The organism is Bradyrhizobium sp. MI1.10 (assembly GCF_055811035.1).
In genome coordinates, this window is the sequence record NZ_JBVVPN010000030.1 from 51,360 (window position 1) to 75,444 (window position 24,085).

Sequence of the window (24,085 nt, forward strand, 5' to 3'; positions counted from 1 at the left end):
ATGATCCGGGCGACGCAGGTCAGGGGACAACACCGCTTCGCGGAAGCGCCGGCGGATACGGTCGTGCTCGATTTCGACGATCGACACCGCCGCCGGATGGCGATGACGGGAACGCGGGGGCTCGAGTTCCTGCTCGACCTGGAGAATGCCGTCGCCCTGCGCGGCGGCGATGCACTGGTGTTGGAGGACGGCCGACTGGTCGAGGTGGTCGCCGCGCCCGAGCCGTTGCTCGAGATTCGCGGCCACGATCCGCACCACCTTATTCGCGTCGGCTGGCATCTCGGCAATCGCCATCTGCCGACGCAGATCATGGCCAAGGGCCTGCGCATCCGCCGCGACCACGTCATCGAAGCCATGGTGAAGGGCCTCGGTGCGCGCGTGATCGAGATCGAGGCGCCGTTCGATCCCGAGGGCGGCGCCTATGCCGATGCCGGTCATGCGCATGGACACGACGACCACGCGCATCACGATCATGGCCACGATGATCATCATGATCACCATCATGATCACCATCATGATCATGCCGCACATGGCGACGGTCACGATCACCAACACCACGACGAGCACTGCGATCACCCCGATCATCACCACGGCCACAAGCATGCTCATGACCACAAATGAGCCGGTCGCGGCCCGCGACCTCGCGGAGCGCGAGGCGGCGGCGCTGTACCGGCTGATGACCTGGCTGTCGCCCGCGTTTCCCGTCGGCGGCTTTTCCTACTCCAGCGGCATCGAATGGGCGGTCGAGGCCGGCGACATCACCGACGTCGCGTCGCTGGCGGACTGGCTCGACGCGATGCTTCGCGATGGCTCGGGCTTCTGCGATGCGATTTTTCTGGTCCACGCCTATCGCGCCACTGAAGCGGGCGAGGGCGACACCTTGAGCGATATCGCCGAGCTCGCCGCGGCCTTCGTGCCGTCGCGCGAGCGGCAACTGGAGACGACATCGCAGGGCCGTGCCTTCATCGACATGGCCCGCGCAGCGTGGGATGCCGACGGGCTGGATGCCATGGTTGCGGCATGCCGCACGCCACTGGTCTATCCCGTTGCCGTTGGCGTGGTCGCCGCGATGCACGGCGTGCCGCTGGCACCGACGCTGCACGCCTTCCTGCATGCGTTGGTCTCGAACTGGATTTCCGCGGCCAGCCGGCTCATCCCGCTCGGCCAGACCGACAGCCAGCGCGTGCTGGTGAAGCTGGAAGCCGCGGTTACCGCGACGGCACATCGTGCGCTGAATGCGACGTTGGACGATCTCGGCGGCGCGACGTTTCGCGCCGACCTCGCCAGCCTGCGGCACGAGACGCAATATACGCGGCTGTTTCGGTCATGAGCAGGGTGAGTTGCTCTCCGCCGTCGTCCTGGCGAAAGCCAGGACCCATAACCACGAGTGCGCGTGGCTATGCACAGATGCGGCTCCAGCGTGCCGTGACAATCGGGTTCAGTGGTAATGGGTCCTGGCTTTCGCCAGGACGACGATAGGAAAGACTCAATGCCTACATCTCACGGTCCCTTGCGCGTCGGCATCGGCGGTCCGGTCGGATCGGGCAAGACCGCGCTGATGGACCTGCTCTGCAAGACCATGCGCGAGCGCTACGACATCGCGGCGATCACCAACGACATCTACACCAAATGGGATGCGGAATTTCTCGTGCGCTCGGGTTCGCTGACGCCGGATCGCATTGCCGGGGTCGAGACCGGCGGCTGTCCGCACACCGCGATCCGCGAGGACGCCTCGATGAATCTCGCCGCGGTGGCGGATATGCGCGCCAAGTTTCCCGGGCTCGATCTCGTGCTGATCGAATCCGGCGGCGATAACCTCGCTGCCACCTTTTCCCCCGAGCTCGCCGATCTCACCATTTACGTCATCGACGTGGCGGCCGGCGACAAGATCCCGTCCAAGGGCGGCCCCGGCATCACCCGGTCCGACCTCCTTGTCATCAACAAGATCGACCTGGCGCCCCATGTCGGCGCCTCCCTGGAAAAGATGGAGACGGACGCCAGGCGCATGCGCGGCGAGCGGCCGTTCGTCATGACCAACCTGAAGAAGAGCCAGGGGCTGGACCGCATCATCGGCTTCATTGAGGCCAAAGGCGGCTTGAAACGGGCCGGCTGACCGGCGCGACCACCTAACGCAGGCGTTTCCCCCCGTTAACGCCATGGGCAGAGCCGTGTCCACGGAACAAATTTCGGTCACGGCAATTGATTACCTCCGGTGCCCGGAGCAAATCCGTCCCGGCCGGACCAGCGGCGGGCCGATTTAAGCTTCTCAGGCGACCAAGTTGCGTACCGATGTCTCCTCCTTCATTATCCCGGCCATTGGGGTCCACCCTGTTTCGGCACGTGCCCGTTCGAGCGGCGTCCATATGCTCCGTGTTTATTGCCGACCTCCTGCTTTCGCCTGAGTAGTCGCGTGGTCCGGCTGGGTTTCATCATCGGCTTCATTGCTCTTCTCGGAGCCCTGCTCTCCGGGCTTGCGGCCTATCGCGTCCACGACCAGGAGCTGGCGCTGGACCGGATCGCGCTGGCGCGCGCGATCGACGTCCATGCGAGCCTCGTCCAGGACCGGCTCACCGAGCGCGAACTGCTCGCGCGGGTTGCCTCCGGCCTGTTCCGGGCGCCGTCGGTGCTCAAGCCAAACATGCTCGAGCCGCTGCGCTCGGCCATCTACGCCTTCAAGACCGATTTCGTGGTGGCGGGCTGGGTCGCCCGCCTGAAGCCGAACGAACTTGCCGCAGCACAGGCCGCCATCGCGAGCGCCGGCTTCCCCAATCCGCGAATCCGCACCTATGACGACAAGCCGATCGATCCCGCAGGTGTCACCCAGCCGATCGACGTGCTGATGGATCTCGAGCCGCGCAGCAACGAGACCAAGGGGCTGCCCGGCCGCAGCTACGACCAGGATCAGGTGCGCAGCGCCATGCTGGCGCGCGCCAGAGTGGAGAAGAGATCGGTTGCCTCAGAACCGGTTGCCCTCCTGCGCAGCGGCGGGCCGATCGGCATCATTGTGGCCGCTCCCGTCATCCCCGAGGGCGCGACGGAGCCGGCGGGCTTCATCACATTTTCCTACGAGCTCTCTTCCCTGATGCTGACCAACGACGACATGTCGTTGTTCGCAGTCGCACTGAAGGATCCGCGCCGGGAGGGTGGCGAACTCGTCGCCAACGATCAAGGCGTCGTCTCGGCCCGAACGACGGCGGCCGATGGGCCGGCGCCGTCGGCGACGCGCACGGTGAGCTTTGGGGGGCGCGACTGGCAGCTCGGCTATTACGCCAAGACCAATTCGGCGCGCCGCGCCGAGCAGACTGCGATCATCGTGGCGGCGATCGGCTTTGCGATCACCGCGATGGTGTGCGGCCTGTTCGGCTATGTCGCCTACAACAATTTGCGGCTCAGCCGGGAAATCCAGGTCAGAATCGGCTTCGAGCGCCGGTTGACTGCTGTCATCGACGAGCTCAACCACCGGGTCAAAAACATCCTGGCAGTGATCCAGTCGATCGTGACCCGCACGCTGCGCCATGGCTCGGACATCGATGTCGCGCGCGAGCTCCTGATCGGCCGCATCCACGCCATGTCCAACGTCGTCTCACTGCTCAGCGAGAGCCAGTGGCAGGGGGTCAAGCTGAAGGGCCTGTTCGAGGCGCGCGCCATCCCGCATGCCGACCGCATCGCCGTCACCGGTCCTGATATCGCAGTCAGCGCGCGTGCAGCGCAGAGCCTGTCGCTGCTGTTCTTCGAGCTCGCCTCGCACTCCGACGAGGGCCTGTCGCTGGTCGGCAAGCATCCGCACATCACAGCCAATTGGACGGTGACGAACGAGGCGGCCGGTGAGGTCTTCTATTTCCGCTGGGAGGAGTTCAACACCAGCGAAGCGACGCGCCGCCCCGATTCCGATTTCGGCCTGATCCTGCTGGACCGCGTCGCGCCCGAGGCGCTCGGCGGCACCGCCAAGCGCTATTTCACCGACGTCTCCTATGTCTACGAGCTGACCGCGCCGATGGAGACGGTCGAGGACATGACCGAGCGCGACCGCACCGACAAGCTGTCAGCACCGATCCGGCCGGCGCGGAAAACGCCCTAACTCTTCGGGCGCAGCACGAGGTCAACCAGAGTCCGCGCGTAGGCCGGCGTGATCGGCGCGATGCCGAAGACGTAGCGGTAGAACAGGCTGCCATAAATCGCGTCGTAGAGATCCTGGGGCGGCGCTTCCGCCAGAATGCTGCCGTCGTTCTGGCCTGCGGCGATCATCTCGATCAGTGCGTCGCGGCGGAATTGCAGGTAGCGGGCGTAGAACAGCTCCGCCGAGCCGGTCTTGGAGATGCATTCGGAGATGACGGCGAGCTGGACCTTGCCGAACTCGCCCTGGAGCGCTTCGGCGTAGGCCGCGGCGTGGCGGCGTGCGCGCGCGGCGGGGCTGCCCGAGCTTGCAGGCGGCAGCGGCAGCATCTGCGCGGCATGGTGAAGGAAGGCATCGATCAGCAAGGCTTCGCGGGACGGCCACCATTTGTAGATCGTCATCTTGGAGACGCTGGAGTGGCGCGCGATTGCGTCGATGGTGGTGGCGGCAAGGCCGGTGGTGGCCATCAGCGCATAGGCGCTTTGGAGAATGGCGTTGGTGGTCTCGATCGACCTCGGCCGGCCGCGCCGGGGCGCGCTGTCGGCTCCCTCACTCCCGCCATTCGCCATCACCACGCCGGCCTCCTCGCGCAATCCGCTGCCGCTCCGCATAGCCCAGCCGTGACGGCCGGCCTAGCGGAATCGGAAGGTGTCGAGTTAGGTCTGCTGCCGCAAGGCCGCGGGCAGGTCCTGCCGCTTCGACCAGCCGATGTAATATGCGACCGCGGCCATCGCCGCGAAGCCGGCCAGACTCACGGCGATCTGCATCACCACCAGATTGGCGCCGGTGATCAGGACGAGATGGCCGGCGAGGGACAGGAACACGCCGACGCAGAACACCGCGAGCCATTCCTCGCCGCATCTGATGACCGCCCGGAACGGTCTCCATTGCAGGGCGGGATGATCGGCCGGGACGAGATATGTCGCGAGGAAAGCGAGTGCGAGGAAGTGGACCACGCGATAGGGTGCGAGGTTTTCCTTGTCGGTCGGCGTGATATTGTCGAGCACGATGTTCGGCAAGTAGGCGGCAAGCGCGGGCGAGTGGCGCATCAGCGTGATCGCCATTGCGAATACGAGATAGGCGCCCGCAAGCACGCGCAGCCAGGACAGGCCATGCAGCGCGCGGCCCGACGCACCGGTCACGGCGAACCAGCCGCCCAGCACCATCAGCATCTGCCAGCAGAACGGGTTGAAGGTCCAATCCTGGTCCGGATAGACCCGGAAATTCCAGTCGAACCAGCGCGCCGCAACGTACAGCGCGACCGATGCCGCAAGCATCAGGTTCGGACGCCGCAACAGGCCCCACAGCGCGAACGGAAAGAAGGCCATCAGCGGGATCATCAGCTGTAACAGGTCGAGATTCAGCGGCTCCTCCTGGAGCACGAGGCCACGCACCAGGATGCGCAGCGGGTGCTCGAGAATTCCCGATATGTTATATTCGTGGATGATCTCGGGCGCCTTCGATTGCGAGGCGACGTAGGCGATGGTGTCGATATAGATCACGAACAGCACGACATAAGCGGCATACAGCCGCCAGACGCGGCGAAAGATGCGCGTCGCCGCGACGACGTAGCCGCGCTCCAGTGCTATCCTGCCGTGAATGATCGCGACGCCATAGCCCACCACGAACACGAACAAGTCTGCGGCGCCGCTGAAGCCGAAGTTGCGCAGCGTCAGCAAATTGACGACGTTGTTCGGGATGTGGTCGACGAAAACCGACCAATTGGCGATGCCGAGCGTCAAATAGAGACGAGGGTCGTGATGGAATGCGGCGAGGTTCGCCTGGACGGACGGTTTCATCGAAAAAAATGGCTTTTTGGAATCAGGGGCGCTGCTTTTAGCGGCAACCGCCTGCCTATCCGAGTAGCGTTTGCGTGATGGCGCAGGCAACGGCGCAAAATCGGCGCGGGGCCACTGGTGCCGATTCGATAGATGGGTATACGGGACCTGGGACGAAACTTTCTAAGGCGTGCTAGCTGCTACTCGGCAGGTTCGGCCGAGGCCTCGTCGGGTACGCCGGCGCGGCTCGCCATGATTCCGAGGGCGACACCGCCGATCGCCAGGATCGGCAACAGCCGCTTGATCCCGATGGCGCGAACGATCTGGAGTCCGGTGGCGAGCAGCATGGGGTCCGCGAGCATGCTCGAGGCCGCCGACTTCGTGGCGCGCTCGGCCGCGATATAAGCTTGCTTGCGCAACTGCCGCTTGTAGACCCAATAGCTCACCGCCGCGGTCAGGGTCAGGAGAAAGAAAACGCCGGCACCGGCAAGGCAGGCCTGCACCGGACCATATTTATCGAGCACCGAGATGAACGCCGCCGCGCACAGGAAGCACGTGGTGATGAAGAGCGCGAACGCCGCGCCTGCCGCCAACGAGGTCAGCCGCACAGCGCTGCCGGTGGATGCGCTGATCCCGTCGATGATGCGCTGAAACATGGTCTTGCTCCTCAGATCCCCACAAGCCGGCGCCGGCGGCGCCGCTGCGCCACCGTCTCGATCCCCATTCGCGACCTCAGCGGCGCCAGGCCGCGCCGATCAGAAAGCCGATGCCGAGCGCGAGCCCGACGGTCGCGAGCGGCCGCTGGCTGATCGCGTCCTCCAGCGTCTCCTCGATCGAGCCGTAGGCCTCCTGTGCCGCGCCCATCATCGCGCTGCCGCGCTCCGACATGTCGTCGATCGCGGAATCCACGTTTTCGCGCGCTTGGCGATAGCCGCGGCGGGCCTGCTTGCCGGAGGAGTTGGCAAAAGTATTGAGCGCGTCGGTGATCTGATCGGTGAGGGCGGCGATATCGCTTTTCACGGCTGCTACATCCTTCTCGAGGCGTTCTCGGGTGGCTTTGTCGGTCCAGTCTCTCATCCCGGCTTCGGCATTGGTGGTGGACATCGGGGGCTCCGAGCTGTTGACGGTTGAGACAGCCGGGAAACGTTTCGTCGTCGGGTAAGTTCCGTTCACGGAAACCGGTCAGTCCTGCGGGAGCTGCGGCGAATCCTGCGGCAACAGATGCTCCTTCAGGATCAGGGCGACGATCAGCAGCGGCGACGACAGGAACGCGCCCATCGGGCCCCACAGCCAGGTCCAGAACGCCAGCGCCAGCAGCACCGCGAGCGCATTGAGCGCCAGCCGCCGGCCGATGATGGTCGGCGTGACGAAATGTCCCTCCAGGAAGGTGATGCCGCCAAAGGCAAGCGCCGCCATCAGGCCGCCGCTGACGGTCGGGAAGGTGACCAGTCCCACCACGACCAGAATGGCGAACATGGCCACCGGTCCGATGATCGGAATGAAATTGAGGGTGGCCGCGAGCGCGCCGAGGCCAGCCGGATTGGGCATTCCGGTGAGCGCGCAGACGATGCCGGCGGCGACGCCGACGCCGACATTGATGAGAGTCACGGTCAAGAGATAGTTGCCGAGATGGACCTCGATCTCGTTGAGGATGCGAAGCGTGCGCAGCCGTGCCTCATGATCGCTGAAGGTCATGATCATCGCCCGTCGCAGGTCCCGCCAGCTGGCGATGAACAGGATCAGCGTGACGAAGAACAGCAGGAATTCGGTAAAGGTCGGTGACAGGAATTCGATCGTCGGCTGCACCCAATCGAATTTCGGCATCTGGAAGCTCGGCAATCCCTCCGAGCCGCCGAGCATCGTCTGCAGCTCTCGCCACAGCGCCAGCGGTCGGTCGAACACGTGGACCTTGTCTTTCAGCTGGGCGCCGAGTTCGGGCAGGCGCGAGCTCCATTCCATCGCCGGCGAGGCGATCAGCGCGACGATGAAGCCGACCACGGCGGTCACCGCGAACACGATCAAGACGGCAGCAAGCCCGCGCGGCACTTTCCGGTTCTCCAGAAAGGTCGCTGCCGGCGAGAGCATCGTGCCGGTGACGAACGCCATCACGACAGGCAGGAAGAACGCCTTACCGACATAGAGTACCGCGACGATTGCGATGAGGAGCAGCCCGGCGAGCGAGAAGGCGACGAGCTCTGTGCGGCGGATCACCGGGGGGAGTTCGCCGTGGCTCTCGGGAAGCGGAGTGCCTTCGCCGTTGCCGGGAATCATACGTTCACTGGGAAGGACGCGCACAATACCTCTCCGGCACGGAGTCTTCGGTCCTCGCGCCTGTGATCACGGGAGAACGTCCAAGCGCCCTGCGGGTTCCATCGCGGCTTCGTGAAGAGGTGCTCGCTTGACTGTGACGTTGCTGCTGCATCCCGCAGCGGAACTTGTATCGGCTCGGCCGCGTTGATCGAACCAGCGCATCACCCTGATGCAGGCATCCAACGGGGCAGCACATGACGAAGTTCTCTGCAGTCCGACGCCGCATATCGCCGCGCCGCATCACCGCATTCGCGTTCGCAACCGCTTTGCTGGCAGTGCCGTTCGGCGCCGCGAGCGCACAGACGCTGGGCTACACCTATCCGCATCAGCCCTACCCGCAGGACCAGGGCTATTCGCAGGGTTATGCGAGCCAAGGGTATGCAAACCAAGGCTATGCGAACCAAGGCTATGCGAATCAGGGCTATGCAAGCCCGAACGCGCAGGCCGCCGACGAGGATGCCGCGCTGCCCGATCGCCTGCGCAGGCAGATTGTCAGCTTCGACCGCAGCGAGCCGGCCGGTACCATCGTCATCGATACCAACAATACTTATCTCTATTACGTGCTCGGCCAGGGCCGCGCCATCCGTTATGGCGTCGGCGTCGGGCGCGAGGGTTTTACCTGGTCGGGCGTGCAGAGCGTCAGCCGCAAGGCGGAATGGCCGGACTGGCATCCGCCGGCTGAGATGATTGCGCGACAACCTTATCTGCCTCGCTTCGTCGCTGGCGGCCCCGGCAATCCGCTCGGCGCGCGTGCGATGTATCTCGGGTCGAGCGAATACCGCATCCATGGCACCAACGATCCCACCACGATCGGCAAGTTCGTCTCGTCCGGCTGCATCCGCATGACCAATGAGGACGTCACCGACCTGTTCGGCCGCGTCAATGTCGGCGCCAAGGTCGTTGTGCTGCCGAAGAACGCGCCGCTGATGGCGAAAGGTAGCGATTCCGTGCGCAAGCGCCCGGCCGTGACGGCGCTGCCCTCGGGCCGGCAGGCGCTGAACGTTTCGAATTCGGCCGTGAACTAAGGATCGTGTGAGGTCACATGAAGAGACGTTCGATCGGCAAACTCGCCGGTGGCGCGGTGGCGTTCGTCGCCGTTGCCTCCGTCGGCCTCGCGCTCACGCCATCGGCCCATGCGGAGGACTTTTTCTCGGCGCTGTTCGGCGGCTTCCGCGGGCGACCGGCGCCCGAGATTCGCATGCCGTTCCAGACCGATGACACGCCACGCTACGACGCGCCGCGCCAACGGGCGCCCTATGGCGGCGGCACGGCCTATTGCGTGCGCGGCTGCGACGGACGTTACTTCCCGGCGCAGGGAAACGATTCCGAGAGCAAGGCGCAATCCTGCAAGAGCTTCTGCCCGGCCTCGGAGACGTCGCTGGTCTATGGCGGCAACATCGACGACGCGACGACGGAGAAGGGGAAATCCTATTCCGACCTGCCTAACGCGTTCCGCTATCGCAATGAGATTGTCTCAGGCTGCACCTGCAACGGCAAGGATCCGGTCGGGCTCGCTCAGGTCAAGGTCGACGACGATCCCACCTTGCGCAAGGGTGACATCGTCGCGGGCGCCGACGGCCTGGTGGTCGCCAGCCGCAATGCCAACGACCGCCGCGGTGTCGCGATGAATTTCTCCCCGCTGCCGGATTCGGTGCGCGCAAGATTCCGCCAAGTGCCGGTGGTGGCGAAGGAGTAGCCCTCAAGGTCGTCCTGGCGAAAGCCAGGACCCATTACCCCAAATGCCGGTGTTGCCCCCACACCGCTGACCACCAGCCTGCCCCTTGCAGAGTGGGGTGGCTATGGGTCCTGGCTTTCGCCAGGACGACACCGGCATGTGTGGCTCGTCGTTCCCATATACCCACGCTACGCTGCGCGTATCTTGCCGAGGAAGTCGCTGACCTCATGGCCGAGCTGGCGGCTCTGGCTCTCCAGCATCTCGGAGGCATGCTTCACGTTGTCGGCGGCGGCGGCAGCAGCGTCAGCATCGGATTTGACGCCGGTGATGTTGTCCGAGACGTTCTTGGTGCCCTGCGCCGCAAACTGAGTGCTGCGGGTGATCTCTTGCGTGGCCGCACCCTGCTCCTGCACGGCGGCAGCGATTGCGGTCGCGACCTCGTTCACTTCGCCGATGATGCCACCGATGGTCTGGATCGCGCTGATGGCGTCGCCCGCGACCTTCTGGATGTCGGCGATCTGCTCGGAGATCTCCTCGGTCGCCTTGGCTGTCTGGCTCGCCAGCGACTTCACCTCGGAGGCGACCACGGCAAAGCCACGCCCGGCTTCTCCGGCGCGGGCGGCCTCGATCGTGGCGTTGAGCGCGAGCAAATTGGTCTGCTGCGCAATGGTGTTGATCAGGCCCACGACCTCGCCGATGCGACCGGCCGACTTCTGAAGTCCCTGCACCGTGCCGTCGGTCTCGCGTGCCTGGGTCACGGCGCGGCTGGCGATACCCGCGGCATGCGCGGCCTGCTGGCTGATGTCGTTGATCGAGGCGCTGAGCTCTTCCGCTGCGGCGGCGACGCTGTCGACGCTCATGGAGGCGTCGTTGGAGGCCTTGCCCGCGACCTGAACGCGGTCGTTGGTCTGCCGCGACACCGCGGAGAGATCGCCCGAGGTCTTGCGCATCTCGCCGGAGGCTTCGCTCAACTCGCCGAGCGTCTTGCGCACCGCGCCCTCGAACTCGCCGACATAGGTCTCGACGGCGCGCTGGCGCGCGGAGGCGCCCGCATTGCGTTCGCGCTCCTGCGCCTCGATCGTGAGCTTCTCGTTGGCCTGCTGCTTGAAGGTCTCCAGCGCGCCGGCAAGCGCGCCGATCTCGTCGTTGCGATCGAGATAGCCGCTGTCGACAGCAAGGTCGCCGCCGGCGACCTTCAGCATGGCGTCGCGGATGGTGTTGAGCGGAGTGATGACGCGGCGGCTGACCAGCATGATCGCGCCGACGGCAAGCCCCACGGCGAGCGCCAGCAGCGTAAGCTGTACGATCAGTGCGCGCTCTGCGGCGCCGCGCTGCTCCTGGGTGTGGATCTTGGCAGCATCGAGCGCACCTTCTGCCACTGCGACCGCGCTCGCCATCCGGCCGACCGTGAGCGGGCTCCATTGGTTCGCCGTCATCTCGGGCTTCTCACCCTTGACCAGCGCGTCCGCGAGACGGTCGCGCAAGGCCAGATACTGCGGCTCGAAATAGGAGGTCTTGGCGGAGGCCATCGCGGAGGCGAGCCCCGCCGGCAACTGCATGCCGGCCGTCGACAACTCCAGCGCCTTCCACATCGCGCTCGTGCCGCCGACATGTTGGGTATAGGCGTAGCGGCCCTCCGGCGTGATCTTGCCGGCGGCCAGCCCGGTCGAGACGATCAGCGAAGCTTCGCCTGCTGTGTTGCGGAGCAGCCAGGCGTTCTGTTTGATCGACAGCAACTGGTCGATCGCGGCGTCCAGGTGATTGACGGTGGCGGCCAACGTGTTCGAGAGCTTGTCGAGCGTGTCGAGCAGGCCCTGCGTCGTTTCCATGTATTCCTTGGGCAGGCTGGCGCGGCGCTGGTCCTTCGGCTTGGCGACATCCTCCCAGAACTGCTTCTGCTCCTCGATCAGCAGCTTATAGAGGCGCGCGAGCTCCGGTACCAGAGTGCCCGATTGCGGAAAGTCCATGGCCGGCAGCAGCGCGAGCGCGCGCGCCATGGCGGGCATTTGGGCATCGCGCAGGGCGCGCAGATATTTCTCGATTTCGCCGTCCATCGGCTCGGTCGCGTTCAGCAGGCGGACCGTGGTCGAGCGGTCGGTGCGCAGATTGTGCATCGCCTTGAACAGATCGGCGGACGTGTCGGCGATCTGCGAGATGCGATTGGCGGTCTTCAGGCGATCCCAGGACTCGTAGGCGGTAAGGGAGAGCACGATCACCACGCAGACCGACGTGATCGCGATCACCGCCTTCAGCAGCGCGGATACGGTCAGACGATTCAGCATCGAAGTCCCCCCAATTCCCAATACAAAGTTCGTGAAGTCGCCCCGGCAACAACAGAAAAAGGGGCCCGTAAGACGAGGCAATCGCATGCCGTTTGCGGCTCACGGCCCAAACGGTTTCCGCATCTCAAAGGAAAAGGGTAAAGTTTTAGGCCGGCCGGCTGATCGTAGAAGTACGTATTTACTAGAAGTTGCAGAGGGTTGCGTCGATGGAACCAAGCCGGGAGTTGCGCGTTAGGAGAGGGTCAGCAATTTTGCCTAAAGGGGGGTCCTAGCGATGCTGGTCGGCGTACTCGTCACCTTTCTCGTCGTCATTCTCGTACTTTATCTCATCAACATGCTGCCGATGGACGGCCGCGCCAAGCAGATCGCGCGCGTGGTCGTCATCATCATCGGCATCGTGTCGCTACTGAAATATCTGGCCGTGTTCTAGCCGCGCTTTCGTAGCCCGGATGGAGCGCAGCGCAATCCGGGTCTTGCCCCAATCGATAGCGGCTTCGGATTACGCTCCACTCCATCCGGGCTGCTGCGCCAACAAAAAAGCCCCGGCGTGAGCCGGGGCTTTTGGTGCTCGCCTATTCGGGCCTATCCCGCCCCTTTGGCCTCGCGGCGGCGGGCGGTGAGGATGTATTCGGTGTAGCCATTCGGCTGCTCGCGCCCCTTGAAGATGAGGTCGCTAGCCGCCTTGAAGGCTGTGCCGTCGAAGCCGGGCGCCATCGGCTTGTAGATGGGATCGCCCGCGTTCTGCTTGTCGACCACGACCGCCATGCGCTTGAGCGATTCCATTACCTGGGCTTCGGTGATGACGCCCTGGTGCAGCCAGTTGGCGAGGTGCTGGCTGGAAATGCGCAAGGTGGCACGATCCTCCATCAAGCCGACGTCGTGGATGTCAGGCACCTTGGAGCAGCCGACGCCCTGGTCGATCCAGCGCACGACGTAACCGAGGATGCCCTGGCAGTTGTTGTCGATCTCCTGCTTGACGTCGTCGGGCGCCCAGTTCGACTTCGACACCGGGATGGTGAGGATGTCGGAAAGGTTTGCGCGTGGGCCGCCCTTGGCGAGCTCCTGCTGGCGCGCGGTGACGTTGACCTGGTGGTAGTGCAGCGCGTGCAGCGTCGCGGCGGTCGGCGAGGGCACCCAGGCGGTGGTGGCACCGGCCTGCGGATGGGCGAGCTTCTGCGCCAGCATGTCCGCCATCTTGTCCGGCGCGGCCCACATGCCTTTGCCGATCTGGGCATGGCCGGGCAGGCCACAGGTCAGGCCCATATCGACGTTCCAGTCCTCATAGGACTTGATCCAGGGCTGCGCCTTCATCTCGTTCTTGCGGATCATCGGACCCGCCTCCATCGAGGTGTGGATCTCGTCGCCGGTTCGGTCCAGGAAGCCGGTGTTGATGAACATGATGCGCTTGGAGGCGCGCTGAATGCAGGCCTTGAGGTTGACGGTGGTGCGCCGCTCCTCATCCATGATGCCGACCTTGAGCGTGTTCTCGGGCAGCGACAGCATCTTCTCGACGCGGTCGAAGATCTCGCAGGTCAGCGACACCTCGTCGGGACCGTGCATCTTCGGCTTGACGATATAGGCAGATCCCGTGCGGCTGTTCTTGACCTTGGAGTTGCCTTTCAAGTCATGGACAGCAAGAAGCCCGGAGACGGCAGCGTCGAGCAGGCCTTCCGGAATCTCCTCGCCCTTTTCGTCCAGCACCGCGTCGGTGAACATGTGGTGACCGCAATTGCGCATCAAGAGCAGGCTGCGGCCGTGCAGCTTGACCTCGCCCTTGCCGTCAGGCGTCTTGTAGCTGCGGTCGGCATTGAGCGAGCGCGTCAGCGTCTTGCCGCCCTTCTCGAAATCGGCCGACAGCGTGCCGTTCATCAGGCCGAGCGTGTTGCGGTAGACCAGCACCTTGTCCTCGGCATCGACCGCAGCGACCGAGTCTTCCATGTCGAGAATCGTGGAGACCGCGGACTCCATGACCATGTCCGCGACGCCGGCCGGATCGTCCTTGCCGATCGCGCTGGTGCGGTCGATTTTCACCTCGACATGCAGGCCGTTGTTGGCGAGCAGCACCGCGCTCGGTGCGGCTGCGTCGCCCTGGAAGCCCGCGAATTGCGCGGCGTTCTTCAGCGCGGTGGCGTTGCCGCTCTTCAGCTTCACCGCGAGCTGGCCCGCGACCACGCTATAGGCGGTGACGTCGGTGTGACTGCCGGTCGCCAGCGGCACGGCGGCATCGAGGAAGGCCTTGGCCTTGGCGATCACCTTGTCGCCGCGCGCCTTGTTGTAACCCTTGCCGCTCTCGGATGAATCGTGCGGGATCGCGTCGGTGCCGTAGAAGGCGTCATAGAGCGAGCCCCAGCGCGCATTCGCCGCGTTCAGCGCGTAGCGTGCGTTGGTCAGGGGCACGACGAGCTGCGGGCCGCAGATCTTGCCGATCTCTTCGTCCACATTTTCGGTCTCGACCTTCTGCGTCGCCGGCTCCGGGACGAGATAGCCGATCTCCTTCAGGAAGGCCGTATAGGCGTTGAGGTCGAACGCCTTGCCCTTGTTGGCGCGGTGCCAGTCGTCGATCTTGGCCTGCAACGTGTCGCGCACCGCGAGCAGCGTGCGGTTCTTCGGCCCCAACTCCTTGATGATGGCGGCGAGCCCGGCCCAGAACGCATCCGGCGCGATCCCCGTCTTCGGGGCCGCTTCCTTGGCGATGAAATCGAACAGGACGGGAGCGATCTTCAATCCGTGGGCGTCGACGCGTTTCATGATGGGCTTTCTTGTTGGAAATGGCTGTTTTTGGCTGCTTTTGACCCGACAGCAGCAAAATGCGCTCCAAGGAGCGGCTTTCGGGGTCTTATTAGCCCCAAAATCGGGGCCGTGAGAAGGCCCCCAAAAGTTGTCAAAATGTCAAGACGAGGTGGGGAGCGCGGACGCGCCGTGCCCTTGATGCCCGCTGCTGAAGCATTCGGCGCGATCTCTCCCCGGCGTCGTCCTGGCGAAAGCCAGGACCCATTGCCCCAGGGAGGAGTTAGGCGAAGACTCGTCCCGGTACTGCTGCCGTCCCAACCGATAAATCACGCGGTATGGGTCCTGGCCTTCGTCAGGACGACAGCACGGGTCGGGGCAGCAGCCCGGCTCAAATATTCGCGGCGAGGTCCACGAGTTCGTCGAACAGCACGCCGGTCGTCTTGAGCATCCGTTCGATCTCGTCCGCCGCCTCGGCGACCGTCCGCGTCGAGGTGTCGATCACGAGCTCAGCGGCTTGCGGCGTCTCGTAGTCGTTGCCGATGCCGGTGAACGACGCGAGCGTGCCGGCGCGGGCCTTCTTGTAGTGGCCCTTGGGGTCGCGCTCCTCGCAAATTTCCGCCGGCGTCGCGACGTGAATCTCGCGGAACGCAGTGTCGGCGATGCGGCGCGCGGTGGCGCGGTCCTCGCGGGCGGGCGAGACGGCGGCGACAATGGCGATGTGGCCGTTGCGGGCGAGATGCGTCGCGACTTCGGCGAGACGGCGGATGTTCTCGCTGCGATCGGCGGCCGAGAAGCCGAGATCGCTGTTGAGCCCGGCGCGTAGCGTATCGCCGTCGAGCAGGATCGGCGAGCCGCCATTGCTGAACAGCCGCCGCTCCAGCGCTTTTGCGAGAGTCGACTTGCCGGAGGCGGGGAGGCCGGTGAGCCAGACCACGGCGCCGTTGTGACGATAGCGCGCGGAGCGCTCGTCGGGCCGCAGCGCGGATTCCACCGGCACGATGTCGACGGGCAGAGCGCGCTGACCGGCGTCGACCGACAGCACGAGACCGCCGCCGGCGATGCGCCCGGACACCTCGATCACGAGACGGCCGGTGCGGGGATTCTCGGTGTAGGGATCGGTGGCAATCGGATTCGAAAGGGAAATGTCGATCTCGCCGACATGGTTGCGGCCGATTGCCTTGTTCTCGACGCTCGACAGCTCGCCGGGATCGACCGCCTTCTCGATTGCGACGACAGTGGCGCGGCTTTCCTTCGGTCCGCAGCGAACCAGGAGCTGGTCGCCCTTGGCCAGCGGCTTGTCGTGCAGCCAGAAGATCCGCGCGCGCAGCCGTCGCGTCTCGCGCGGCGCGCTGTTCGTATGCGCGATGATATCGCCGCGTTCGAGGAACAGCTCGCGGTCGAGCGTGATGCCGACCGAGCGGCCTGCGCCCTGACGTCCTGCGACCGGCGTCACCGGCCAGCTCTCGACCGTCTTGATCCTGGCGATCTTGCCGGCCGGCATGATCACGATTTCGTCGCCGGCAACCAGGCTGCCGGATTCGATCCGGCCCGCAACAATGCGGCGATCGTCGAATTTGTAGATCGCCTGCACCGGCAGGCGCAGCGCCAGCGCTTCCAGCGGCCGCGCCGGCTCGAGCCGGTCGAGCGCCTCGACCACGGTCGGACCCTTGTACCAGTCGATGCGGTCGGTGCGCTCGGCGACGCCGTCGCCGTCACGGGCGGAAATCGGGATCACGGCCGTGGGCTTCACGCCGAGGCCTTGCAGATGCGCCGAGATCTCGTCGCTGATCTCCTTGAAGCGTTCGGCGGAGAAGTCGACGCGGTCCATCTTGTTGACGACGACCGCGACCTGCTTCACGCCGAGCAGATGCAGGAGATAGCCGTGCCGCCTTGTCTGGTCGCGCACGCCTTCGAGCGCGTCGATGATCAGCACCGCGCCGTCGGCCTGCGAGGCGCCGGTGATCATGTTGCGCAGGAATTCGGCGTGGCCGGGTGCGTCGATCAGCACGATGTCGCGCGAATTGGTGCGGAAGCGGATCTGCGTGGTGTCGATGGTGATGCCCTGGTCGCGCTCGGTCTGGAGCGCGTCGAGCAGGAACGACCATTCGAACGGCATGCCGCGCCGCGCGCTGACGGCCTTGAGCATGTCGAGCTTACCGTCGGGCAGGCTGCCGGTCTCGTGCAGCAGGCGGCCGACCAGCGTCGACTTGCCGTGGTCGACATGGCCGACGATGACGATGCGGACCTGCGGACGCGTGGTGCCGTTCGGGGTGGCGGGCGAAGCGGGGGTGACGATCATGTTCATACGACGCTCGCGTCCTTGATCAGAGATAGCCGGCGACACGCAGGCGCTCGAAAGCGTCCTCGGTCTCGTGGTCGAGCGCGCGGCCGGACCGTTCCGGCACCTTGGTCTGCTCGAGCTCGATCAGGATCTCGTCGATGGTCGACGCGTTTGAGGCGACCGGATTGGTGATGTCCTGATCACCCAGCGAGCGATAGCGCTTGCCGTTTTGCGACAGATACAGCGGGATGATCGGGATGTTCTCGCGCTTGGTGTAGGCCCAGATATCGGACTCGGTCCAATGCAGGATCGGATGGATGCGCAAATGCGCGCCTTGCGGCGGCGACGCATTGAAATGGTCCCAGAACTCCGGCGGCTGGTCGCGCACGTCCCAATTGCCTTCGAGCCCGCGTGGCGAGAACACACGCTCCTTGGCGCGCGTCGCTTCCTCGTCGCGGCGAATGCCGGCGATCAGACCGTCGAAACCGTATTTGGCGAGCGCCATCTTGAGGCCCTCGGTCTTGCGCGCGGCGGAACGGGCAGCCGGCGGCAGCGTTGGGTCGACGGCATCAATCGGCGGGCAGGGCTCGACGCGCAGATCGAGATCCCATTCCTTGCCGTAGTGATCGCGGAAGCGATACATCTCCGGAAACTTCTTGCCGGTGTCGACATGGAGGGCCGGGAACGGCAGACGGCCGAAGAACGCCTTGCGCGCCAGCCAGATCATGACGTTGGAGTCCTTGCCGAGCGACCATAGCAGGGCGATCTTCTTGAGGCGGCCGAAGGCTTCGCGGAAGATATAGATGCTCTGGGCCTCGAGTTGGTCGAGATGGTCCATGCTCGGTGCAAGGTCGGCAGAAAATTCTTGCGCGGGCACGCGCTCGGCGAGAGCGGGGCTGCTCAGCCCGCCAGCAGTGGAATTGTCCTTGAGAAGATGCATCTCTGCCACTTTGCGTTTGGAGGCGAAAATTCTATAGTTGCGGTGCAAGAGAGAAGAAAAAATTTTCTCTTTGCGCGCTAGAAACGACACATATATAGAAAATAATTCCAGTCAACCCCGGATCTAGGGGGAGCGAGTATCGTATGCGGTTCTTGCCGGTGTTCCTCGATCTCAAGGCCGGTCCGGTGGTCCTCATCGGTGCGGGTGAGCTTCTGCGCGCCAAGCTGCGCGTTCTGGCCGCTGCCGGTGCGCGCATCCGCGTGCATGCGATCGACGGCAATCAGGACCTGGGTCTGAGCTCCGAGGACGCGGCGCGTATCAACATCGCGGCCGCCGACCCGCTGACCGCCGATCTCTCGGGCATCATCGCCGTCGTTTGCGCCGGCGCCGGCGATGTCGGCGTGGCGATGTCGGCCCGCGCCAAGGCACTCGGCCTGCCGGTCAATGTCATGGACGATCTCGCGCATTCGAGCTTCATCTTCCCGGCGATCGTCGATCGCGGCGATGTCGTCGTCGCCGTCGGCACCGGCGGCACGTCGCCGGTGGTGGCGCGGCGCGTGCGCGAAAAGATCGAGGCGCTGCTGCCGGCGCGCATCGGCGAGCTGGCCGAATTCATCGGCGGCTTCCGCAAATCCATCAACGAACGTATTGCCGAGTTTCCGCTGCGCCGCCGCTTCTGGGAGCGCATCATCGACGGCCCGATCGGCGCCGCCGTTCTGGCCGGCCGCAAAAGCGAGGCGGACGCTGCGCTCAAGGCGATCTCCGATCCATCCGCGTTCGCGCGGGCCGACAAGCCGGAAGGCTCGGTCGCGCTGGTCGGCGCCGGTCCGGGTGATCCGGATCTGCTCACCATCAAGGCGCTGCGCGCGCTCCAGGACGCCGATATCGTCTTCCATGACGAGCTGGTCTCGCCCGAGATTCTCGATCGCATCCGCCGCGACACCACGCGCGTGCCGGTCGGACGCCGCGTCGGCAAGCCCGGCATCGGGCAGGACGCCATCAACAAGCGCATGATTGAGGCCGCGCAATCCGGCCAGCGCGTGGTGCGGCTGAAGGGCGGGGATCCCTTCGTGTTCGGTCGCGGCGGCGAAGAAGTCGAAGCCCTGCGTGCCGCCGGCGTTGCCTATTCGATCATTCCCGGCATCACCGCAGGGCTCGGCGGCGCCGCCGATTTCGAGGTGCCGCTCACCTACCGTCATGAAGCCACCCGCATCACCTTCCTCACCGCGCACAAGGCGCGCGACGCGGAAGTCGTGGACTGGTCGACGCTGACCGACACCAGGATGACCGTCGTGGTCTACATGGGCATGACGGCTGCGCCGGCCATACGCGCCGGTCTCCTGGCCGCCGGCCGTTCGCCGGAGACGCCCGTCGGCGTGTTCGCCCGCGTCACGCGTCCCGATGCGCAAGGCGCGATCGGCACGCTGCGCGACCTGCCCGAACTGGTGCGCCGGACCCATGGCGGTCCCGCCATTCTCATCATCGGCGACGTGGTCCGGCATGCCGGCTCGCTTCGCCGCGAAACCGCCGAGAAAACCCCAAAGCAAATCATCTCTGACCTATTGGATGCAGCCGAATGACCTCCCCGCTTGAACAGAAGAAGATCAAGATCGCCGGCCCCTCGGTCGTGACCGCCAATCGCACCTGGGACGGCATCGTGGTGTACCGTACCGCCGCCAAGAGCTGGTCCGCGGACCTGTCGGAAGCTGCGATCGTGCGCAACTCCGACGAGGCGAAAGCGTTGCTTGCCGAGTCCGTGGCCGATGACGTCGGCGCGATCGGTCCCTATATCGCCCCGGTACAGGTCGGCGCCGACGGCAAGGTCGAACCCGGCAATCTGCGCGAACAGATCCGCCGCACCGGCGTGACCATCGGACAGCCGGTCCAGGTTTAAGGCATTCTCTCATGTACGCTTACGATGAAATCGATCGCACGCTCGTCAACGAGCGCGTCTCGGAATTCCGCGACCAGGTGAAGCGCCGCCTCTCCGGCGAGCTCACCGAAGACGAGTTCAAGATCCTGCGGCTTCAGAACGGCGTCTATCTGCAACTGCACGCCTACATGTTCCGTGTCGCGATCCCCTACGGGACGCTGGCGTCGAACCAGTTGCGGGCGCTGGCCCACGTCGCGCGCAAATACGACCGCGGCTACGGCCATTTCACCACGCGGCAGAACATCCAGTTCAACTGGATCAAGCTCGCCGAACTGCCGGACGCGCTGGCTGATCTCGCCGAGGTCGGCATCCATGCGATGCAGACCTCCGGCAACAACATGCGCAACGTCACCTCGGACCAGTGGGCCGGCGTCGCGCCCGGCGAGATCGAGGATCCCCGTATCTGGTCGGAGCTGATCCGCCAGCACACCACGCTGCATCCGGAATTCTCGTTCCTGCCGCGCAAGTTCAAGATCGCGATCACCGCGTCGGATCACGATCGCGCCGCGATCAAGATCCACGATATCGGCCTGCGTCTGATCAAGAACGAGAAGGGCGAAACCGGCTTCGAGGTGCTGGTCGGCGGCGGTCTCGGCCGCACGCCGTTCATCGCCAAGACCATCAAGCACTTCGTCCACGGCCGCGACATCCTCAGCTACATCGAGGCGATCCTGCGGGTCTATAACCAGTACGGCCGCCGCGACAACATCTACAAGGCGCGCATCAAGATCCTGGTGCACGAGCTCGGCATCGAAAAATTCTCGCGCGAGGTCGAGGAGGAGTGGCAGCATATCCGCAACTCCTCGCTCCAGATCGACGACGAGGTGATCGAGGACATCCGCTCGCGTTTCACCTACCCCGCTTACGAGAAGCTGCCGCACAATCCGGACGAACTGCGCCAGGCCGCGGCCGATCCGGATTTCGAGGCATGGCGCAAGAACTCGGTCGCCCCGCACAAGAACCCGGGATATTCCATCGTCACGATCTCGCTGAAGCCGATCGGCGCGCCTCCGGGCGATGCCACCGCCGAGCAGATGGATGCGCTCGCCGATCTCGCCGACAAATATTCCTTCGGTGAGATTCGCGTGGGCCACGAGCAGAACCTGGCGCTGCCGCATGTCGCCAAGCGCGACCTGCCGGGCTTGTGGAAGGCGCTCGACAAGCTCGGGCTGGCAACCCCGAACGTCAATCTGATCACCGACATCATCGCCTGTCCGGGCCTCGACTATTGCTCGCTGGCGAATGCGCGCTCGATTCCGATCGCGCAGGAGCTGACGCGGCGCTTCGCCAACCACGAACTCGCCAATCTGATCGGCCGGCTCCACATCAACATCTCCGGCTGTATCAATGCCTGCGGCCATCACCATGTCGGCCATATCGGCATTCTCGGCGTCGAGAAGAACGGCGAGGAAGTCTACCAGATCACCATCGGCGGCCGCGCCGACGAGAGCGCCGCGCTGGGCAATCTGATCGGTCCAGGCGTCAAGTTCGACGAGGTCGCCGACGTGGTCGAGGACATCGTGGAAGCTTATCTGGCGCTGCGCGAGCGGCCCGAAGAGCTGTTCATGGACACGGTGAAGCGCCTCGGCGTCGAACCCTTCAAGGAGCGCGTCTATGCCACTCGTTAACGGCGGAAAGATCGCCGACGACAGCTTCGTCAAGCTCGCCGTCGACACGCCGCTACCCGAGAGCGGCGATGTCCTGGTCCCGGCCGAGCGTTTCATCGGCGAGGTGGATACGCTGCTCAAGCGGGCCGGCAAGGTCGGCGTGATCTGGCCGAACAATCGCGACATCGCCGAACTGGTGCCCTACCTCGGCAAGATCGCCGTGGTCGCGCTGGTCTTCCCGACCTTCCGCGACGGGCGCGCCTACAGCCAGGCGCGGCTGCTGCGCGAGCGTTACAACTACCGCGGCGAATTGCGGGCCACGGGCCAGGTGCTGCGCGACCAGTTCGTGTTCATGCTGCGCGCCGGCTTCGATTCCTTCGAGGTCAAGAAGCAGGCCGACGCGGAAGCCTTCATGCAGACCGCGAAGCGCTATTCGGTGTTCTACCAGCCGACCGGCGATGGCCGCATCACCGCGCTGCACCGGCGCATGCAGCTGCGCCACTCCGAAGGTGTCGGCACATGAGCGTCATCGCGCCTCAGGTTTCGCCCATATCCGGCTCTGCGCCGCCTTCGGCGCAGGAACTTGATCGTGCCTTGCGCGATGCCTCGCCCGCGGAGGTCATCGCAGCGGCCTTGAAGGCGGTCGGTCGCGACAAGCTCGCGCTGGTGTCGTCCTTCGGTACGGAATCGGCGACGCTGTTGAAAGTCATGGCCGACGTCGATCCGGCGATCCCGGTGATTTTTCTCGACACCGGCTGGCTGTTTGAGGAGACGCTTGCCTATCGCGATACGCTGATTGCGATGCTCGGCCTGAAGGATGTCCGCTCGATCAAGCCGGCGGAGGAGACGCTGGCGCGCGAGGATGGCGATCGCGACCTCTGGTTCTCCGATCCGGATGCCTGCTGCCGTATTCGCAAGGTCGAGCCGCTGGCGCGTGCGCTGAAACCGTTCGATGCATGGCTCAACGGTCGCAAGCGCTTCCAGGGCAGTACCCGCGCCGACATTCCTGTGGTCGAAGACGATGGCACAAGGTTGAAGTTCAACCCCTTCGCCAATGTCTCGCGTGAGGAACTCGAAGCGATTTTCGTCCGCGCCAAATTGCCGCGTCATCCACTGGCCGCCTCCGGTTTTCTGTCGGTTGGGTGTATGCCTTGCACCAGCAGAACGGCCGAAGGCGAGGACGCACGCGCCGGTCGCTGGCGCGGCCGAGCGAAGACAGAATGCGGCATCCATACGATGAAGATTTCGTAGCACAGTCGCGCTGCCCGGCTACGAACAAGGAAATCCGGTTCCGTTGACTTGAGCGCGTTTCGACCCGAGTTATGCCCGCATGCCATCGATGACACAGATGTCGTCGAGGTAAATGGAGATGGACATGATGCGCCGTATCGTCCCGCTCGCGGCAGGCCTCCTCGTGACGGCTTCTTTGGCAAGCTCGGCTCTCGCTGCTGACATCAATCTGCTGAACGTGTCGTACGATCCGACGCGCGAGCTCTATGCCGAGTTCAACAAGTCGTTCGCGGCTGCCTATCAGAAGGAAACCGGCAAGAGCGTCGAGATCAAGCAGTCGCATGGCGGCAGCGGATCGCAGGCGCGCGCGGTGATCGACGGATTGCAGGCCGACGTGGTGACGCTGGCGCTTGCCTACGATATCGACGCCATCGCTGGGAAAGGGCTCACCGCAGCCGACTGGCAGAAGCGACTGCCGCAGAATTCATCGCCCTATACCTCCACCATCGTGTTCCTGGTGCGGAAGGGCAATCCCAAGGCTATCAAGGACTGGGACGATCTGCTCAAGCCGGGCGTTGCCGTGATCACGCCGAACCCGAAGACGTCGGGTGGTGCGCGCTGGAATTATCTTGCCGCCTGGGGCTTTGCGCAGAAGAAATACGGCTCGGCCGACAAGGCCAAGGACTTCATCGGAAAACTCTACCAGCAGGTTCCGGTGCTGGATACCGGCGCGCGCGGCGCCACCGTGACCTTCGTCGAGCGCGGCGTCGGCGACGTGCTGCTCGCCTGGGAGAACGAGGCGTATCTCGCGCTTAAGGAATTCGGCCCCGAAAAGTTCGAGATCGTCGCGCCGCCGCTGTCGATCCTCGCCGAGCCGCCGGTTACGATTGTCGACAAGGTCGCCGATAAAAAAGGCACCCGCAACGCTGCCGACGCCTACCTTCAGTACTGGTACACAAAGGAAGGTCAGGAGATCGCCGCGCGCAATTTCTATCGTCCTCGCGATGCCGAGATCGCGAAAAAATACGAAAACGCCTTCGCCAAGGTCGAACTATTCACGATCGACAACGTTTTTGGTGGTTGGACCAAGGCGCAGAAGGAACATTTTGCCGACGGTGGCGTCTTCGATCAGATTTACAAGAACTGATCGGGCGCCGTCGGAGGGGCTTTAGCAGGGGGCCTGGTGAGCGTAATCGCAGCACGAC

22 protein-coding genes are annotated in these 24,085 nt (G+C 64.6%); 13 read left to right on the plus strand and 9 right to left on the minus strand.

The genetic code is table 11. The features are described from left to right. The 4 genes from AC0L3K_RS27630 (at position 1) to AC0L3K_RS27645 (ending at position 4,078) form a co-directional block, all read left to right on the plus strand. On the plus strand, positions 1–621 hold the full coding sequence (locus tag AC0L3K_RS27630; RefSeq protein ID WP_473367269.1) for an urease accessory protein UreE: 621 nt from the start codon (positions 1–3) through the stop codon (positions 619–621). Next, positions 602–1,330 (plus strand): urease accessory protein UreF, encoded by a 729-nt coding sequence (locus AC0L3K_RS27635; RefSeq protein WP_473367279.1) that lies wholly within the window; start codon positions 602–604, stop codon positions 1,328–1,330. The genes AC0L3K_RS27630 and AC0L3K_RS27635 overlap by 20 nt, the downstream gene beginning before the upstream one ends. A gap of 159 nt (positions 1,331–1,489) precedes the next feature. Further along, complete coding sequence (gene ureG / locus AC0L3K_RS27640; RefSeq protein ID WP_007599817.1) at positions 1,490–2,113, plus strand: urease accessory protein UreG; 624 nt, start codon at positions 1,490–1,492, stop codon at positions 2,111–2,113. A gap of 297 nt (positions 2,114–2,410) precedes the next feature. After that, a complete protein-coding gene (locus AC0L3K_RS27645; protein WP_473367270.1) occupies positions 2,411–4,078 on the plus strand; it encodes a CHASE domain-containing protein in 1,668 nt (555 codons plus the stop codon). Here AC0L3K_RS27645 and AC0L3K_RS27650 read toward each other — a convergent pair. The 5 genes from AC0L3K_RS27650 to AC0L3K_RS27670 form a co-directional block, all read right to left on the minus strand. Next, positions 4,075–4,683, minus strand: coding sequence for a TetR/AcrR family transcriptional regulator (locus AC0L3K_RS27650; RefSeq protein ID WP_198288318.1), 609 nt, complete (start codon positions 4,681–4,683; stop codon positions 4,075–4,077). The two genes, AC0L3K_RS27645 and AC0L3K_RS27650, sit on opposite strands and share 4 nt — an antisense overlap. An 87-nt stretch (positions 4,684–4,770) precedes the next feature. Next, complete coding sequence (locus tag AC0L3K_RS27655; protein ID WP_473367271.1) at positions 4,771–5,913, minus strand: OpgC domain-containing protein; 1,143 nt, start codon at positions 5,911–5,913, stop codon at positions 4,771–4,773. A gap of 179 nt (positions 5,914–6,092) precedes the next feature. Beyond that, positions 6,093–6,548: a hypothetical protein gene (locus AC0L3K_RS27660; RefSeq protein ID WP_473367272.1), complete on the minus strand. Its 456-nt coding sequence runs from the start codon at positions 6,546–6,548 to the stop codon at positions 6,093–6,095. A 76-nt stretch (positions 6,549–6,624) separates the two neighbouring features. Next, complete coding sequence (locus tag AC0L3K_RS27665) at positions 6,625–6,996, minus strand: ElaB/YgaM/YqjD family protein (protein ID WP_007599824.1); 372 nt, start codon at positions 6,994–6,996, stop codon at positions 6,625–6,627. Between the two features lie 78 nt (positions 6,997–7,074). Beyond that, on the minus strand, positions 7,075–8,187 hold the full coding sequence (locus tag AC0L3K_RS27670; protein WP_473367273.1) for an AI-2E family transporter: 1,113 nt from the start codon (positions 8,185–8,187) through the stop codon (positions 7,075–7,077). Positions 8,188–8,396: 209 nt separating this feature from the next. Between AC0L3K_RS27670 and AC0L3K_RS27675 the strand changes: the two genes are divergently transcribed. Next, the gene (locus AC0L3K_RS27675; RefSeq protein WP_007599830.1) at positions 8,397–9,227 is read left to right on the plus strand and encodes a L,D-transpeptidase; all 831 of its coding nucleotides are present in this window, start codon (positions 8,397–8,399) and stop codon (positions 9,225–9,227) included. A gap of 17 nt (positions 9,228–9,244) precedes the next feature. Then, a complete protein-coding gene (locus AC0L3K_RS27680; RefSeq protein ID WP_473367274.1) occupies positions 9,245–9,898 on the plus strand; it encodes a DUF2865 domain-containing protein in 654 nt (217 codons plus the stop codon). A gap of 167 nt (positions 9,899–10,065) precedes the next feature. Here AC0L3K_RS27680 and AC0L3K_RS27685 read toward each other — a convergent pair whose 3' ends face one another. Then, positions 10,066–12,159 carry a methyl-accepting chemotaxis protein gene (locus AC0L3K_RS27685; RefSeq protein WP_219682894.1) on the minus strand — a complete coding sequence of 698 codons (2,094 nt, stop codon included), beginning with the start codon at positions 12,157–12,159 and terminating at the stop codon, positions 10,066–10,068. 274 nt (positions 12,160–12,433) lie between these two features. Between AC0L3K_RS27685 and AC0L3K_RS27690 the strand changes: the two genes are divergently transcribed. Then, the gene (locus AC0L3K_RS27690; RefSeq protein ID WP_007599832.1) at positions 12,434–12,589 is read left to right on the plus strand and encodes a Thivi_2564 family membrane protein; all 156 of its coding nucleotides are present in this window, start codon (positions 12,434–12,436) and stop codon (positions 12,587–12,589) included. A 152-nt stretch (positions 12,590–12,741) separates the two neighbouring features. Here the strand turns inward: AC0L3K_RS27690 and AC0L3K_RS27695 are convergent, their stop codons facing one another. From AC0L3K_RS27695 to cysD, 3 genes are all read right to left on the minus strand, one after another. Further along, the gene (locus AC0L3K_RS27695) at positions 12,742–14,907 is read right to left on the minus strand and encodes a malate synthase G (RefSeq protein ID WP_354200427.1); all 2,166 of its coding nucleotides are present in this window, start codon (positions 14,905–14,907) and stop codon (positions 12,742–12,744) included. A gap of 370 nt (positions 14,908–15,277) precedes the next feature. Then, on the minus strand, positions 15,278–17,194 hold the full coding sequence (gene cysC, locus AC0L3K_RS27700; protein WP_007599836.1) for an adenylyl-sulfate kinase: 1,917 nt from the start codon (positions 17,192–17,194) through the stop codon (positions 15,278–15,280). 19 nt (positions 17,195–17,213) lie between these two features. Then, on the minus strand, positions 17,214–18,008 hold the full coding sequence (gene cysD / locus AC0L3K_RS27705; protein WP_026232781.1) for a sulfate adenylyltransferase subunit CysD: 795 nt from the start codon (positions 18,006–18,008) through the stop codon (positions 17,214–17,216). A gap of 245 nt (positions 18,009–18,253) precedes the next feature. Between cysD and cysG the strand changes: the two genes are divergently transcribed. The 6 genes from cysG to AC0L3K_RS27735 all read left to right on the plus strand — a co-directional run bounded on the left by cysG (position 18,254) and on the right by AC0L3K_RS27735 (position 24,027). Continuing rightward, on the plus strand, positions 18,254–19,690 hold the full coding sequence (cysG, locus tag AC0L3K_RS27710) for a siroheme synthase CysG (protein ID WP_007599840.1): 1,437 nt from the start codon (positions 18,254–18,256) through the stop codon (positions 19,688–19,690). Beyond that, the gene (locus tag AC0L3K_RS27715; RefSeq protein WP_007599842.1) at positions 19,687–20,004 is read left to right on the plus strand and encodes a DUF2849 domain-containing protein; all 318 of its coding nucleotides are present in this window, start codon (positions 19,687–19,689) and stop codon (positions 20,002–20,004) included. The genes cysG and AC0L3K_RS27715 overlap by 4 nt, the downstream gene beginning before the upstream one ends. A gap of 11 nt (positions 20,005–20,015) precedes the next feature. Beyond that, positions 20,016–21,671, plus strand: coding sequence for a nitrite/sulfite reductase (locus tag AC0L3K_RS27720; protein WP_007599843.1), 1,656 nt, complete (start codon positions 20,016–20,018; stop codon positions 21,669–21,671). Continuing rightward, complete coding sequence (locus AC0L3K_RS27725; RefSeq protein WP_007599845.1) at positions 21,658–22,173, plus strand: DUF934 domain-containing protein; 516 nt, start codon at positions 21,658–21,660, stop codon at positions 22,171–22,173. Before AC0L3K_RS27720 ends, AC0L3K_RS27725 begins: the two co-directional genes overlap by 14 nt. Then, the gene (locus tag AC0L3K_RS27730) at positions 22,170–22,901 is read left to right on the plus strand and encodes a phosphoadenylyl-sulfate reductase (RefSeq protein ID WP_007599847.1); all 732 of its coding nucleotides are present in this window, start codon (positions 22,170–22,172) and stop codon (positions 22,899–22,901) included. The genes AC0L3K_RS27725 and AC0L3K_RS27730 overlap by 4 nt, the downstream gene beginning before the upstream one ends. 112 nt (positions 22,902–23,013) lie before the next feature. Beyond that, complete coding sequence (locus tag AC0L3K_RS27735; RefSeq protein ID WP_088941139.1) at positions 23,014–24,027, plus strand: sulfate ABC transporter substrate-binding protein; 1,014 nt, start codon at positions 23,014–23,016, stop codon at positions 24,025–24,027. The last annotated feature ends 58 nt before the right edge of the window (positions 24,028–24,085 follow it).

Excerpts from the sequence above, each read along its gene's own strand:
- AC0L3K_RS27630 (WP_473367269.1), top strand. The coding sequence starts at position 1 with ATGATCCGGGCGACGCAGGTCAGGGGACAACACCGCTTCGCGGAAGCG.
- AC0L3K_RS27635 (WP_473367279.1), top strand. The coding sequence starts at position 602 with ATGCTCATGACCACAAATGAGCCGGTCGCGGCCCGCGACCTCGCGGAG.
- ureG (WP_007599817.1), top strand. The coding sequence starts at position 1,490 with ATGCCTACATCTCACGGTCCCTTGCGCGTCGGCATCGGCGGTCCGGTC.
- AC0L3K_RS27650 (WP_198288318.1), bottom strand. The coding sequence starts at position 4,683 with ATGGCGAATGGCGGGAGTGAGGGAGCCGACAGCGCGCCCCGGCGCGGC.
- AC0L3K_RS27655 (WP_473367271.1), bottom strand. The coding sequence starts at position 5,913 with ATGAAACCGTCCGTCCAGGCGAACCTCGCCGCATTCCATCACGACCCT.
- AC0L3K_RS27660 (WP_473367272.1), bottom strand. The coding sequence starts at position 6,548 with ATGTTTCAGCGCATCATCGACGGGATCAGCGCATCCACCGGCAGCGCT.
- AC0L3K_RS27665 (WP_007599824.1), bottom strand. The coding sequence starts at position 6,996 with ATGTCCACCACCAATGCCGAAGCCGGGATGAGAGACTGGACCGACAAA.
- AC0L3K_RS27675 (WP_007599830.1), top strand. The coding sequence starts at position 8,397 with ATGACGAAGTTCTCTGCAGTCCGACGCCGCATATCGCCGCGCCGCATC.
- AC0L3K_RS27680 (WP_473367274.1), top strand. The coding sequence starts at position 9,245 with ATGAAGAGACGTTCGATCGGCAAACTCGCCGGTGGCGCGGTGGCGTTC.
- AC0L3K_RS27685 (WP_219682894.1), bottom strand. The coding sequence starts at position 12,159 with ATGCTGAATCGTCTGACCGTATCCGCGCTGCTGAAGGCGGTGATCGCG.
- AC0L3K_RS27690 (WP_007599832.1), top strand. The coding sequence starts at position 12,434 with ATGCTGGTCGGCGTACTCGTCACCTTTCTCGTCGTCATTCTCGTACTT.
- AC0L3K_RS27695 (WP_354200427.1), bottom strand. The coding sequence starts at position 14,907 with ATGAAACGCGTCGACGCCCACGGATTGAAGATCGCTCCCGTCCTGTTC.
- cysC (WP_007599836.1), bottom strand. The coding sequence starts at position 17,194 with ATGAACATGATCGTCACCCCCGCTTCGCCCGCCACCCCGAACGGCACC.
- cysD (WP_026232781.1), bottom strand. The coding sequence starts at position 18,008 with ATGGACCATCTCGACCAACTCGAGGCCCAGAGCATCTATATCTTCCGC.
- cysG (WP_007599840.1), top strand. The coding sequence starts at position 18,254 with ATGCGGTTCTTGCCGGTGTTCCTCGATCTCAAGGCCGGTCCGGTGGTC.
- AC0L3K_RS27715 (WP_007599842.1), top strand. The coding sequence starts at position 19,687 with ATGACCTCCCCGCTTGAACAGAAGAAGATCAAGATCGCCGGCCCCTCG.
- AC0L3K_RS27720 (WP_007599843.1), top strand. The coding sequence starts at position 20,016 with ATGTACGCTTACGATGAAATCGATCGCACGCTCGTCAACGAGCGCGTC.
- AC0L3K_RS27725 (WP_007599845.1), top strand. The coding sequence starts at position 21,658 with ATGCCACTCGTTAACGGCGGAAAGATCGCCGACGACAGCTTCGTCAAG.
- AC0L3K_RS27730 (WP_007599847.1), top strand. The coding sequence starts at position 22,170 with ATGAGCGTCATCGCGCCTCAGGTTTCGCCCATATCCGGCTCTGCGCCG.
- AC0L3K_RS27735 (WP_088941139.1), top strand. The coding sequence starts at position 23,014 with ATGGAGATGGACATGATGCGCCGTATCGTCCCGCTCGCGGCAGGCCTC.